At 69.2% G+C, this 13492-nt stretch carries 13 protein-coding genes; 6 read left to right on the forward strand and 7 right to left on the reverse strand.

The features are described from left to right. Positions 1 to 146 precede the first annotated feature (146 nt). Positions 147 to 689, reverse strand: a complete 543-nt coding sequence (locus AC4IJH_RS06405; protein ID WP_490850546.1) for an ArsR/SmtB family transcription factor — start codon at positions 687 to 689, stop codon at positions 147 to 149. 57 nt (positions 690 to 746) lie between these two features. Here AC4IJH_RS06405 and AC4IJH_RS06410 point away from each other — a divergent pair, with 57 nt between their 5' ends. Continuing rightward, positions 747 to 1652, forward strand: a complete 906-nt coding sequence (locus AC4IJH_RS06410; RefSeq protein WP_490850547.1) for a S41 family peptidase — start codon at positions 747 to 749, stop codon at positions 1650 to 1652. A 98-nt stretch (positions 1653 to 1750) separates the two neighbouring features. Here the strand turns inward: AC4IJH_RS06410 and AC4IJH_RS06415 are convergent, their stop codons facing one another. Beyond that, complete coding sequence (locus AC4IJH_RS06415; protein WP_490850548.1) at positions 1751 to 2320, reverse strand: molybdopterin-dependent oxidoreductase; 570 nt, start codon at positions 2318 to 2320, stop codon at positions 1751 to 1753. Between the two features lie 536 nt (positions 2321 to 2856). On the opposite strand from AC4IJH_RS06415, the gene AC4IJH_RS06420 reads away from it, so the two are divergent. Both AC4IJH_RS06420 and fabV read left to right on the forward strand, forming a co-directional pair. Continuing rightward, positions 2857 to 3453: a TetR/AcrR family transcriptional regulator gene (locus AC4IJH_RS06420; RefSeq protein WP_490850549.1), complete on the forward strand. Its 597-nt coding sequence runs from the start codon at positions 2857 to 2859 to the stop codon at positions 3451 to 3453. A 272-nt stretch (positions 3454 to 3725) separates the two neighbouring features. After that, a complete protein-coding gene (gene fabV / locus AC4IJH_RS06425; RefSeq protein WP_490850550.1) occupies positions 3726 to 4934 on the forward strand; it encodes an enoyl-[acyl-carrier-protein] reductase FabV in 1209 nt (402 codons plus the stop codon). A 438-nt stretch (positions 4935 to 5372) separates the two neighbouring features. On the opposite strand, the gene AC4IJH_RS06430 is transcribed toward fabV, so the two are convergent. Further along, positions 5373 to 6602 (reverse strand): serine hydrolase domain-containing protein, encoded by a 1230-nt coding sequence (locus AC4IJH_RS06430; RefSeq protein WP_490850551.1) that lies wholly within the window; start codon positions 6600 to 6602, stop codon positions 5373 to 5375. Positions 6603 to 6866: 264 nt separating this feature from the next. On the opposite strand from AC4IJH_RS06430, the gene AC4IJH_RS06435 reads away from it, so the two are divergent. Beyond that, positions 6867 to 7595, forward strand: coding sequence for a GbsR/MarR family transcriptional regulator (locus AC4IJH_RS06435; protein WP_490850552.1), 729 nt, complete (start codon positions 6867 to 6869; stop codon positions 7593 to 7595). On the opposite strand, the gene AC4IJH_RS06440 is transcribed toward AC4IJH_RS06435, so the two are convergent. From AC4IJH_RS06440 to AC4IJH_RS06455, 4 genes are all read right to left on the reverse strand, one after another. After that, positions 7516 to 7983 (reverse strand): hypothetical protein, encoded by a 468-nt coding sequence (locus AC4IJH_RS06440; RefSeq protein WP_490850666.1) that lies wholly within the window; start codon positions 7981 to 7983, stop codon positions 7516 to 7518. The two genes, AC4IJH_RS06435 and AC4IJH_RS06440, sit on opposite strands and share 80 nt — an antisense overlap. Before the next feature lie 136 nt (positions 7984 to 8119). Further along, positions 8120 to 9760, reverse strand: a complete 1641-nt coding sequence (locus tag AC4IJH_RS06445; RefSeq protein ID WP_490850553.1) for an ABC-F family ATP-binding cassette domain-containing protein — start codon at positions 9758 to 9760, stop codon at positions 8120 to 8122. Positions 9761 to 9840: 80 nt separating this feature from the next. Continuing rightward, positions 9841 to 11475: a ribosomal protection-like ABC-F family protein gene (gene abc-f / locus AC4IJH_RS06450; RefSeq protein WP_490850554.1), complete on the reverse strand. Its 1635-nt coding sequence runs from the start codon at positions 11473 to 11475 to the stop codon at positions 9841 to 9843. A 331-nt stretch (positions 11476 to 11806) separates the two neighbouring features. After that, positions 11807 to 12001 (reverse strand): hypothetical protein, encoded by a 195-nt coding sequence (locus AC4IJH_RS06455; protein ID WP_490850555.1) that lies wholly within the window; start codon positions 11999 to 12001, stop codon positions 11807 to 11809. A gap of 227 nt (positions 12002 to 12228) precedes the next feature. On the opposite strand from AC4IJH_RS06455, the gene AC4IJH_RS06460 reads away from it, so the two are divergent. Continuing rightward, on the forward strand, positions 12229 to 12678 hold the full coding sequence (locus AC4IJH_RS06460) for a DUF5959 family protein (protein ID WP_490850556.1): 450 nt from the start codon (positions 12229 to 12231) through the stop codon (positions 12676 to 12678). Between the two features lie 410 nt (positions 12679 to 13088). After that, entirely contained in the window at positions 13089 to 13433 is a 345-nt protein-coding gene (locus tag AC4IJH_RS06465) for a hypothetical protein (RefSeq protein ID WP_490850557.1), read from the forward strand. The last annotated feature ends 59 nt before the right edge of the window (positions 13434 to 13492 follow it).

Below are 13492 nucleotides of genomic sequence, written 5' to 3' on the forward strand. Positions count from 1 at the left end.
TACGCCCCACTGGCTGGCGCCAGAGCGACTTGGGGCAGCGGCCTGCGTCTGGCGGCGATAGAGAAGGTGTCCCGGTAGCGGCGGAACCCGATCCGCACGGTGGTCCCGCTGCGGACGGACTGGCGCGAGGAGCCACCGCCGCGCGGTCAGGCGGAACCGCTGGTGCTGGTCGGCAGAGCCTGCTGATAGAGCGCCACCAACACACCATGCACGGGCTGGTCCTCTGCATCCTCCTCGGCCTCATCGACCAGTTGGGCGAGGGTCTCGCCGAGTTCTCTTGCCTTCTCGGGGCTGAGACGCAGGTGACGCAGTGTCAGGTGGGTCTCGGCGGGAGAGCGGTCCAGCTCCTGGGCGACCGCGGCGAGCATCGCGGCGGTGCCTGCCGCTCGGGGTTCGGCGACGACCATGCGGCGGGCCGTGCGCTGGTAGTACTGCTCGGTGCCGCCGCGGACCTGGCGGGTCTCGGCGATGTGGATCAGCCCGGCTTCGCGGAGCACTTTGAGGTGGTGGGCCACGTTGCCCTTCTTCGCGTCGAGCTGCGCCGCAAGCTGGCTGGTGGTGGCCGGCCGGTGGCCCAGGGCGAAGAGCAACCGCTGACGCAATGGATGAGAGAGCGCCGCGAACTGCTCAGGCGCACCGATCTCCAGGACGTCCTCGGGAGGCGGCAGATAGGGAGGCTGATCGCGCATACCGAAAGTGTCTAAACTCTTTGACGCTTTCGCAAGGGCAGTGCTCTACTCCCTGCCATGACGACTCAGACGAAGCTTTCGCCGGCCCCTGTCATCGACGAGACAGTCCAGCTCCTGACCGAGCACTACGTTTTCCCCGAGATAGCCGAACACCTCGCCGGCCTGCTGCAACGACGCCTCACCGAGGGCGCCTACGACGTCGACGACGCCGAGGAGCTCGCCCGGCTGGTCACCGCGGACCTGCAGTCCGTCAACGGCGACCGGCACCTGAGACTGAAGCACCACGCCGACCCGGTGTCCCCGAAGCAGGGGGCGGCCACTCTGGACGCCATGCGCCGGGACTTCGACACCTCGCTGGGCGGTGCGCCCCGGGCGCAGTTGCTCGACGGAGGGGTCGCCGTGGTGGAGCTGGCACCGATGCTGTTTCCGCTGGAGTGGGCCGCCGAACCCCTGGGCGCCGCGCTCACCCTGGCCTCCCGCGCCCAGGCGCTGATCGTGGACCTTCGCGCCAACCGGGGCGGCGACCCGGACACGGTCGCCTTCGTCTGCAGCTACCTCCTGGACAAGCGCACCCACCTCAACACCATGCGATGGCGCGGCGGCGAGCGCACCGAGCAGTCCTGGAGCCTGCCGTACGTTCCCGGCGCCTGCTTCGGCGGCAGCAAGCCGTTGTACGTGCTGTCCAGCAGCAGCACCTTCTCCGCCGCTGAAGAGCTGGCGTACGACCTCCAGCAGCTCGGCCGCGCCGTTGTCGTCGGCGAGCGCACCCGCGGCGGCGCACACCCGTGCAAGGGCTGGACGGTGCACCCCCACTTGGAAGCCACCGTCCCCATCGGCCGCGCCATCAACCCCGTCTCCGGTACGAACTGGGAGGGCACCGGTGTGCAGCCGGACGTCCCTTGTGCTGCTGCCGACTCCCTCGCCCACGCACACACACTGGCCCTCGCCCGGCTGGCAGGCTGACTCCGTTGTCAACGGCCTCGTAGCGCGGCTCACCTCGGATGAGCCGCGCATGCAGTCCCCGCTCAATCCAGTCGGAGGGGGCAGCGGTATCGCTGCGGCTATTTGCGGCTGCCTCGGGCGCTGAGTGCGCGGATCGGCCCGATCAGTGCCCGGTAGACCGGCCGCACCACACGGCCGGGAAGACGGCGATGGCGTTCCTCCTGCCAGACCCTCGCCCGGCGGTGCGCCGCGATGGGCGACCACCGGTCGGGGTCCGGGGGTTCGGAGGTGTGGCATTCGATGCGGCAGAGGTGCTTCGTACTGACGAAGCCGTACTGGCTGGGGCTGACCAGCCGCACCGGAGCACCGTGGTCACTGTCGAGCGGCCGTCCGTCGAGACGGTCGGCGATGAGTACGTCGTCGGCCAAGGCGTCCTCGAGCAATACGATCGACCGGTGGCCGTCGAGGCCTTCGAAGACGATGTGGCTGATCGACGCGCCCGGCGCGAGCAGCGGTTCGACCTGCGTGCGGTAGAGAGCCTCGAACGCGGTTCCTTCCCACAGCAGGCCGGTTGCCGACCACCCGGCGACACAGTGGAAGTCCGCTCCGAGCTCTTGTCGTGGCAGCTTTGCGAGGTCGGTCACGGACAGGGTGATGGCTTCGGTCAGCGCTCCGCTGATCTCGATCACCGGGTTCGCGGGGACAGGCGGGGGCGGGTGGTGGAGATGTGTGCCGAAGCGTGGGAATCCGTTGACGGCACGTTGACCTGGGGGAAGCGGCATGTCGACCCTCCAATGAGCGGGTATCGAAAGGTGGTGCCAACGTGGACTACCTGGCGTTCGGCGCCTTGGAGCCGGCTGATGGTGCGGGCTCGGTGCGACCACGACGAAGGGCGGCTCCGCTGCGAGGACGAGGTCGTCGGGGGCCCTTCGCCTCGGGGAGATAGCTGCCGCGCCGTCCTCGTTGGCACAGGCGACCGCGCGGGTGGTGCCGAGGCCGCATTCCCGCCGCGCGTGCCACCTTCGTCCTCCTGCCTCGGAGCACGGCACCGGCCCCCCTCGCGCGACGGTGTGGGGTTCGAGCGCTTCGGCGTCCTGGCGGTCCGAGCCGGGCGCGTCATCGACGAGTGTGGACCGCCGACGGGCTGTTGTGAAGCAGCTTTCTAAAATACCTCTCTAATCTTGCTGAGCTAGGCTGCCCGTCATGACGTCTACGCACCCGCACCATGTCGCCTAAGCAGCAGCGCAGCGAGGCCACGATCGACCGCCTGCTGACCAGCGCGCTGCACGTATACGCCTCGTCCGGCCAACAGGGCTTCACCGTGAACGCAGTTACCGCGGCAAGCGGCGTCAGCCTGGGCAGCCTCTATCACCACTTCGGCAGCTTCGACGGCCTCGCCGCAGCCCTGTACTCACGGTGCATGGAGCAACTGTGCACCCGCGTGACGACCTCGCTCACCCGTACCCGCACCGCCCGTACCGGCATCCGCGCGCTCGTCGAGGCTTACCTGCGCTTCACCCAAGAGCAGCCGGACGCCGCACTCTTCATCCACGCCTCCACCTACTCCGGTTACCTCGCAGCCCACGCCGAGAGCATCCGCGAAGCCATGGCGCCCATGCGCAAGGCCATCTTCGACTGGCTGCGGTCACGCATCCAAGCCGGCGAAGTCGTCCCCCTCCCCGAGCACATGACCGAGATGCTCGTCATCGGACCCGTTGCCGAGACCGCGCGCCACTGGCTTTCCGCCCCCGACGAGGTCGACCTCGCCCAAGCAGTGCGGATACTGCCCGATCGCATCTGGCGTTCCCTGCGGCCAGATTGAGGACAACCGCAGTGATGTGATCACCACAGCCGTTCGCCTCTGGCTGCACACATGACCTGCCGGTCGGCAGGTTCGTCCCGTACCCCGCGGGATGAGACGTGGGTGCCGCCAACGGCCCTGCTGGAGCTAGTGGGGAACCCTCCAAGCCCGGCTGGACATCCTTGTGCCGGTCAAGATCACCGTGTTCATCCGCACGGCCGCAGACTTGCAGTACGCGGTGGCCGAGGCGGCCGCCGCGTCCTTGTCCGTGACGACACCTGGGACACCACACCGTGAGCGAACGCGTCATTGCGCCCAAGAGCCGGGGCTTCCTGTTCCTCGACTCCCATCCTGACGGCTGCCGACAGCTGGTGGAGGAGATGTGGCAGGCCGTCCCCGCCCCGGTCAGCGCCGAGGGCGAAGGGCCGGTGGCTCTGGTCATCGGCTCGTCCGCCGGGTATGGCCTGGCCGCTACGATCGCGGGCCTGGCCCGCGTCGGTATCCGTGGCATCGGCGTGTGCTTCGAGAAGGCGCCCGGGCGCCGCACCGGTACGGCCGGCTGGTATCGCACCGCCGCCACCGCCCGGCTCGCCCAACAGCACGGGCGGGACATGGTCTTCCTCAATGGGGATGCGTTCAGCGACACGGTGAAGGAGCAGGTTGCCGACCTGCTCGCCGAGCGGTTCGGGGGACGGGTCGACTTCCTGATCTACTCGGTGGCCGCTCCTCGCCGCACCGACCCGGACACCGGCGACGTGTATGCCTCGGTCCTCAAGCCGGTCGGCTCGCCGTACACCACCAAGACTCTCGTCTTCGACGAGCACGGTGCCCCGGAGGTGAAGGAGGTCACCACCGCGCCGGCCGAGGGCGACGACATCGAGCAGACCGTGGCGGTGATGGGCGGCACCGACTGGGAACGGTGGATCACGTTCCTGGCCGACCGGTCCCTGCTCGCCGACGGCTTCACCACCGCCGCCCTGTCCTACATCGGCTCGCCGCTCACCGCGGCGATCTACCGGCAGGGCACCATCGGCGCCGCGAAGTCCCATCTGGAAGCCACCGCACGCACGTTGGACGAGCGCCTCGGCAAGACCGTGGGCGGCCGGGCGGTGACCTCGGTCAACGCCGCTGCCGTCACCCAGTCCTCCACCGCCATCCCCGGCATCGCCCTGTACGTCGGGCTGCTGCGCGGCGTCCTCGGCGACACCATGGTGGCTCCGATCGGCCAACTGGTGGAGCTGTGGGACCAGCTGACCGGCGTCCGGCCGCTCGATCTCGACGACGAGGGCCGGGTCCGCCTCGACACCTGGGAACTCGGCCCCGCCGTGCAAAACGCCGTCGCCGAACGCTGGAGCACCGCCACCAGCGACACCATCACCGAGCTCGCCGACCTCGACTGGTTCAGCGACGAAGTCCGCCGCCTGTACGGCTTCGCTGTCCCCGGCGTCGACTACACCTCCCCCGTCGAAACCGACGTCCCCTGGCCCACCCCCACCACCTGACCCGCGCCCCGAACGTCTCCCCTCGCGCCGGCCCGCCGAGGGCGAGGCAGAAGGGCTGCCGCGTTCGGCTGGTTCCACCGCGACGGGTTGAGCACCTGCACCGCCCACCGGCCGGACGGCAGCCCGACCTTGTGCTCCGGGCGGGCGTCCGGGGCTGTGGCGGTGTCACGCGCAGAAGGCCTGCACCTTGGTGTCGGGGCCGTCGACGTCGACGGTGACGTCGTCGGGCTGCTCGATGAGCTCCCCGATGCGATGTGCTGCGGCGTGGACGGATGGTGAATGCGGTCCTGTTGGTGCCTCGATTGTTCAGGCCGGGGCCGCCCGAGGGAATCGCACCCTCGGGCGAGCCCGGCCTCGGGCAGGCAGGGCCACGACCGCGCTTCGCGGCGACGTCGGCGGTTCGGGCGCCCAGGGGCGCAGCGGGGCACAGGGCCGGTGTCAGTCGTCGATCGCCTGGTAGAGCGTGGTCCAGAAGTCGTGGATGAGCTGCGCCGGGTCCGGGACGGACAGCCCGACCTGGGTGAGCAGGGTTCCGGTGAGCTGGTTGTGCGGGTCGGCGTACGTTGAGGTGCCGGTTCCGCCGTCCCAGCCGAACTGGCCGATGGGCGCGTAGTCGCCGCGGTAAGTACGCACCGCCATCCCGAAGCCCCAGCCGCCTTGCTGTCCTTGGCCGAAGGACACCTGGACGGCGTTGCGGGCCTGGGCGGATCGGGTGGTCTCCTGCTCGGGCGTGAGGCGGTTGGTGGTCATCAGCTGGACGGCGGGCCGGGACAGGATCCGCTCGGACCCGTGCATCCCGTGGTTCAGCAGCATCTGGAAGTAGGCGTGGTAGTCGTCGACGGTGGAGACCAGCCCGCCGCCGCCTGCCGGGAACGCCGGAGGAGCGCTGTAGCGTCCGCCCGCCGCCTCGTCCCACACGGTGAACTCGCCGGTCTGCGGGTTGGGGACGTAGCTGGGCGGCAGCCGGTCGATCTTGTCGGCGGGTACGTGGAAACCGGTGTCCTTCATCCCCAGCGGATCGAGGATGCGCTCGCGCAGGAACGTCTCGAACGGCTGGCCCGTGACCCTCGCGACGAGCACGCCGAGTACGTCGTGGCTGATGTGGTACTGCCAGTGCTCTCCGGGCTGGCGCATCAGAGGCAGCGTGCCGAGGCGGCGCATCCACTCGTCCGGCTCGGGCAGCGGCTCCGCTCCCTGGCTGAAGACGCCCCGCTCGAAGATCGCGTTCATGACCGGAGAGCCCATCGCCGTCAGATCTATGCCGAGCCCGAACGTGGAGGTCAGCAGGTCCCGTACGGTGATCGACCGCCGCGCGGGCACGGTGTCGTCCAGCGGGCCGTCGACACGCTTCAGCACCTGGCGGTCGGCGAGTTCGGGCAGCCACTGCTCCACCGGATCGTCCAGCCGCAGCCTGCACTCGTCCAGCAGGACCATGACCGGCGCCATCGCGACCGGCTTGGACGTGGACGCCATCCGGAAGATGGTGTCCCGGCGCATCGGCGCGCCACCTTCGTGGCGCATGCTGCCGATCGCTTCGACGTGCGTCCGACCGCCCCGGCTGACCAGCGCGACCAGCCCGGGGATCTTCCCTGACTCGACATGCCGTTCCAGCACCTCGCGCACGCGCTGCAGCCCGGCCTTGGAGAAGCCGTCGTTGCCCGTTCCCACGATGAACCCCCTTGTGTACCGTCACCATCGTTCAGGAATCTCTGAACGACTGCGACAGTACATTGCGTTCACTGATGTGTCAAAAGATAATCGGAGCCCAACTAGCCCGCCTTACAAGGCGACATAGGCCGATATTGCAATGAATGTGACGCCGAATGCAATGGGCGATCAGGACCTGGATTGCAATGGGCTGTGCGTGAAAGCATACTTTGCAGATGCGGACGCCGAGTTCCGCGCACGCCGACAGAGAGGAGACGAGCACCGATGCCCGGAGGCAGGCTCACCAATGAGGAGCGTCAGCACATCGCTGCGGGGCTGGCCGAGGGGCTCGGATACACAGAGATCGGCCGGCGCCTGGGACGGCCCGCCTCAACCGTCATGCGGGAGGTCACCCGCAACGGCGGACCCGACGATTACAGGGCAGACCGGGCCCACGAGGCCACACGGCAACGCGCCCGCCGGCACAAGCAGGCTCCGCCTGCGGCGCCGCCGATGCCCGACGACGGCCACGGACGTGACCCCCAAGCAGTCCACGACTTCACAGAGTCCTTCACCACTCTCCTCGAACAGCAAGGCCTGCCCCGGATGATGGCCAGGGTGCTGGCCTGCCTGCTCGTCACCGACTCCGGCGCCCTCACCGCCGCCGACCTGGTCCAGCGGCTCCGCGTCAGCCCGGCGTCCATCTCACACGCCGTCACCTTCCTCGAACAGCAGGGAATGCTCAAGCGGGAACGCGATCCCGGCGGGCGCCGCGAACGCTATGTCATCGACGATGAGATCTGGCTCCGGTCCACCCTCGCAGCGCTGCAGATGAACGACACCCTGGTGGCCGCATCGCGGCGCGCCACCGAGATTCTCGGGGCGGCGACCCCGGCCGGCGCCCGATTCGAAGCCTCCGCCGAATTCCTTCTCCTCATGAGCGAGTCCCTCCAGACGGCCTTGGAGCAGTGGCAGCAGAAGCAGTCCGCCCGAAGCACCAGGCAACCGTCATGATCTCTCGCTGCTTGCGGCGTGGGCCGAGCAGTTGTACGCGACGTCGACGCCTCAGGGCGAATGCCTGCTTGCCGAGGGCGTGGAGGAGCGCCGGGCGTTCGGCGGCGTCGGTGCCGGACTGGTGCCGGTAGCCGAAGAATCGGTTGCCGCAGCACTCCATGCCGCACCCCTGGCGCCGTCCACCGCGCGAGCGCTGCGAGCCGCATCGTTGACCACGGCCAGCGCCCCGTCGTCGAAGTCCTCGCCGCGGCACCGGGCCGTGATCAGCTGGTAGGCGGCCCCGTACGGTCCTCGCCCGCCCCACGCCGACCCGCCTGGCCGACGAGACGGAGTCGACCAGGCCGGACTTCACGTACCACGCGTCCAGGCGGTCCAGTGCCGCGAACATCTCGCATCGCGCCGTGCGGCGTACCCGGAGCGTGGCCGCGAAGTCCAGGGCCGGATTCCCGCGCACAAAGACATGATCCACGTTCACGTCACCGTCCTGGATCCTGACGGGTGGACGATGGCGCTCGCATGGATCGTCAGCCGCTACAACAGGGGCCTCCCCGCGTGGCGTTCAGCCGGATCTCGCGGCCCGGCCAGCGCCGCCGCAGCCAGCGGTCGTGGCTGGCCAGGACGACCGCGCCGGGGCCCGTACCCAGTGCGGACTCCAACTCGTCGCACAGGCGCGGGGAGAGATGGTTCGTCGGCTCGTCGAGCAGCAGCAGCGCCGGAGGGCGGGCCATCAGGAGCGCCAGTGCGAGCCGGCGGCGCTGCCCGACCGACAGGTGTCCCACCGGCTTGCCGAGGTCCGCCTCGTGCAGCAGTCCCAGCGTGCCCAGCGGGACCGCCTCGGCCCGCTCGGCGCCCAGGACGGTCTCGTAGGTCTCCTGGGCGCTGCGGTCCGGGCGGTCGAAGACGGTGTCCTGGGGCAGCATCCCCACGGTGAGGCTGCGCCGGCGCCGTACCTCTCCCCCGGCTTCGAGCCGCCCGGCGAGGACGGCCAGCAGGGTCGACTTCCCCGCGCCGTTGCCGCCGGTGACCAGCAGCCGTTCGCTCGCCGACACATCGAGGCGGTCGAGGGCGAGCCGGCCCGGTACGTGCACCCGGCGCAGGGAGAGCAGGGTGCCCTCCGTGGACGGCTGCGTCAGTGGGGTGTGCCGCAGCCGCAGCACCTGCGGCGGCGCCGCGACCTGGTCGCGTTCGAGTTCCTGCAGCCTGCGGGCGGCGTTGCGCACCCGCCGTGAGATCTGGTGCTGTACGCGCCCGGAGCGGTGGCCGTAGCCCATCTTCTCGTTGTCGCGCCGCTCGCGGCCCGGTGCGACCAGGTGGGCCGTGACCTCGGCCGAGCGGCGCAGCGCTTGCAGTTCCTGCTGTTCCTCGGCATGCCGCCGCAGCCAGCGCTCTCGCTCGGCGCGCTTTTCCACCAGGTAGGCGCTGTAGTTGCCGCCGTAGCGGACCGGGCCCTCCCTCGTCGGGTCGAGGTCGATGACGTCGGTGCAGACGGCGTCGAGAAAGGCCCGGTCGTGGCTGGCCGCCACGACGACGCCGGGCAGGCCGCGCAGTTGCTCCTCCAGGAAGGCGGCGGCGCTGTCGTCGAGGTGGTTGGTCGGCTCGTCCAGCAGCAGGGCGGAGGGTCTCCTCACCAGCAGCGCGGCCAGCGCGAGGCGGCCGCGCTGGCCGCCGGAGAGGGAGTCGAGACTCCGCCCGTGCGCCAGGGCGCCGAGGCCGAGCCCGTCGAGCACGATCGCGGCGCGCCGGTCGGCGTCCCATGCCTCGCGCTGCTGCGCGTGTTCGAGGTGGCGGGCGTAGGTGTCGAGCAGGTGCGCGTGGCCGGGGGCGTCCTCGGGGGTACGGGCCAGGCTCTGGGTGAGGCGGTCGAGTTCCGCGAGGGTCTCGCGCGCCTCGCGCAGGGCGTCGTCCAGGACGTCGGCGATCGTCGACTCGGCTTCGTAGGGCATCTCCTGGTGCAGGAAGCCGAGGTCGGGCGGCCGTACGACGCTGCCCGAGTCGGGCTCGTCGATACCGGCGAGGATGCGCAGCAGGGTCGTCTTGCCGGCGCCGTTCTCGCCGATCAGTCCGATGCGGTGGCCGGGCGAGGCGGTGAGGCCGATTCCGTCGAGGACCCTGCGGGTGCCGAGGGTGCGGACGATGTCGTGGGCGAGCAGGGCAGGGTGAGGCATGGTGTTCCGTCCGACGTGGTCGTTGCTGGGCCCACCGGGTGCGCTACCTCGGGCGTGGGCAGGGTCGACACGTCAGCGCCTCATGCGTGCGGTGCTCCCGTCTCGGTCAGTTCGCCGTCGGCGACCCGCAGCCATCTGTCGACGCCGATCCGTTCGAGGAAGCGCTCGTCGTGGCTGACCACCACGAACGCGCCGCGATAGCACGTCAGGGCGCTCTCCAGCTGGCGCGCGCTGACCAGGTCGAGGTTGTTCGTCGGCTCGTCCAGCAGCAGCAGTTGCGGGGCCGGTTCGGCGCACAGGACGCAGGCCAGGGTGGCGCGCAAGCGTTCGCCGCCGGAGAGTAGGCGTACGGGCAGGTGGGCGCGGGGGCCGCGGAACAGGAAGCGCGCGAGCAGGTTCATCCGCTCCGCCTCCGGCCGGTGCGGGGCGAAGCTCGCGAAGTTCTCGGCGACGGTGCGGTCGGGGTCGAGCAGGTCCAGGCGCTGCGACAGGGAGGCGATCCGTCCGTCGGCCCGCTTGATGCTCCCGCTGTCCAGGGCGAGTTCACCGGTGATCAGCCGCAACAGGGTGGTCTTGCCGGCGCCGTTGGGGCCGGTGAGCGCGATGCGTTCGGGTCCGCGAATGGCGAGGTCAACCCCCTCCCTCGCGAACAGGTCTTGCTCCCCGTGGCGGATCTGCATCCCCTCGCCCAGGATGACGGTGCGTCCGGCGGGGACGTCGGTGTCGGGCAGTTCCAGGGTGAGCCGCTGCTCGTCGCGTAGGGCGCGTCCGGCGTCGTCGAGCCGGGCCTGCGCCTCGTGGACGCGGGTGGCATGCATCTGGCCCGCTCGCCCGGCGGATTCCTGGGCGCCGCGCTTCATGTTCCCGGCGAAGATACGCGGCAGGCCGGCGTTCTTCAGATTGCGGGCGGCGTTGCTCGCGCGGCGCTCGGCCCGTTCGCGGGCCTGCTGCATCTCGCGCTTCTCCCGCTTCAGCTCCTGTTCGGCGTTGCGTACGTTCTTCTCCGCGACCTCCTGCTCGGCGCGCACGGCCTGCTCGTACTGGGTGAAGTTGCCGCCGTACAGGCGCAGTTGACCGCGGTCGAGTTCGGCGATGCGCTCCATGCGGTCCAGCAGGGCCCGGTCGTGGCTGACGACCAGCAGCGTGCCGTTCCAGTCCGAGAGCACGTCGTAGAGCTTGTGGCGCGCTTGAACGTCGAGGTTGTTGGTCGGTTCGTCCAGCAGCAGGACGTCGGGGCGCTTGAGCAGTTGCGCCGCCAGGCCGAGGCTGACGATCTGGCCGCCGCTGAGCGTGTCCAGGGTCCGGTCGAGGGCGAGGTGGCCGAGGCCGAGCCGGTCGAGTTGGGCGCGGGTGCGCTCTTCGATGTCCCAGTCGTCGCCGATGGCCGTGAAGTGCTCCTCGCTCACGTCGCCGGACTCGACAGCGTCGATGGCACGGATCACCGCATCAACACCCAGGATCTCGGCCACCGTCGGCTCACCGGTCAAAGGAAGTGTCTGCGGGAGGTAGCCGACCGCGCCGTTCACGGTCACCGCCCCTGCCGCGGGGCGCAGTTCACCGGCGATCAGCTTCAACAGAGTGCTCTTGCCGGAGCCGTTGGGCGCCACCAGGCCCGTACGGCCGGCGCCGACGGCGAAAGACAGGTCCTCGAAGACCGGGGTGTCGTCGGGCCAGGAGAAGGCCAGCTGGGAGCAGATGACACAAGCGTCGGACATGGGAATGACCTCATGAGGAAAAGAGGGCAGGCCACTCCATCGGGAAACCGCTGCACGGAATCCGGCGCGCGAAGGGCACTGCACCTGAGACAGGAAAAAGGGGACGGCGAGATGACCACAACGGCGGCACTTGCCAAGGGTGCGCCTGCCGGTGGTCGATCAGATCCGGGTATCACCCGGAGATGTCGTCGTCACCCACCATGTCTGAAGACTCCTCTACGAAGGATCACTGCCGCGGCAACCGTATCAGGCTCCGCGCGGCGCCCCAAAGCCCTCCCCCACCGCGGCCGACGCGAAGGTCCGCGGCCCGCCCGGAGGAGGAGGGCACGCCTCAGAGCACCAGGTCCCACGCCAGACAGGTGAGGAGATCCCTCGTCCCTCCGGAGCTGCCGGCGTCTCGCGCCGGGTCCCTCGGCGAGGCCGGCTTCACCTCGACCATGTCCTCGTAGGCGACCCGCTCGGGCAGCGCGCCGAACCGCGCGTGACGTATCGCCGAGCCGCCGTCCTGGGTGTTGCCGTCCTGCATCGTCAGCCTCCCGTTTTCTCAACGCCACTGCGCGCGACCCAACTCCCCCGCCGCGCCACACAATCCAGCATAAACACGCGCCCAAAAAGGAGTTGATGATCCCTCAGAGACGGTCCGCGTCGTTGGGGGCGCCCGCGCGGCGAGAGGCGCCTACGGCGCGCTGCGGGAGCTCGGGCCCTGCATGAGGCGGCTGATCTGTGAAGAGGCAGCTTGGGGACACTTGGCCGGTGGATAACGCGACCGCTCTCGAACTGATTCGTCTGGACGATGGAAACCAGACGGTCAGCGTCACGCTGGCCGACCGCGCACCTGCCTGGGCCTCAGACTCCTACGCTGCCGACATCGTCATCACCAGCGACTTCGTGAACGCTCAACTGCGGATCGACGTGACCACCGAGGACCTGGACCACTGGGCTGACACCCTGGACCGCATCGAGGCAGACAACGTTCAGGCTCCTGGAGGGGACGCGCTCACCATCGACTGGCCGCCCGTAGGCAAAGACGGGTACCTCCGCCTCATCGCGGACGACCCCTACGTGCTGGAAATCCATGACCAGCCCCAGACACAGATCACCGTGAGAGTCCCCCTCGATCTGGACGACGGGTGGACCCCCAGGCACGTCAGCGGCTCCAGGACGTGCGCGAGCTTCTCCGTCCGAACGGCTGAACTCCCGTAGACGCGCTCGGGTCCATGGGCGCCGAGGCAGCGGTGGCGCGCAGTGGCAGAAGGTCAGGCCGCTGCAGCCCCGGCGGGCAGCGGGCCGATCACCGCACGGTGATCGACAAGTCCTGTCCCGCGCGCACCGAGGTGCCGTGGCCGGCCTGCCCGAGCAGTACGGACCTTGGCAGACCGAGTGCGACCGGCACCTTCGCGGATCGGCGATCGTCATACTCGGCCGATCAAAGGCCGACGAACAGCCTCCGAAGGTGTCGATGCAGTCCTTCCGCCCCCGAACCTGACGGGGTCCGCCCGTATGCGGACGCCCATGAACACACGCTCGCAGGCAACTAACAACGGCGAAACCGAGGCGCGGGACCCTGAGCGCAGGATCCCGCACCGCGCCTAATGGAGAATGGACACATAGACATGATCGAGACTCCTCCCATCTGGAACGGGAAGAACCAGCGGTACAACGGACTCAGCGATATCCGTTCACTGTTCGGACTATCCCTTATCGATGCGATCGTCGGATACTTGGTTCTGGGGGCAGCTCTCACAAGTGCCGGTTTCGAATTCATCTCACATCCAGAACGGGAAAGGCCCATCGATTGGACAGTTCCGGCCGTCACCTTGTGCGTTATGTCCGTGATCTGCTGGTTATCGGCCTGGCCACTGTTCCGCAAACGCCTCTATATCAGCGGAGCGTTTCAGATCATCCTCGGCTCCGGATTGCTCGCACTCCTGGCCCTGGCGGCCGTAGCCCGAGCATGAGGAGACCGAAGGATATGCACGCACGCCGGAAATGGACCTTGCCTCAGGAATCGACGCCT

The sequence above is a fragment of the Streptomyces sp. UF-297 genome (genome assembly GCF_058245575.1).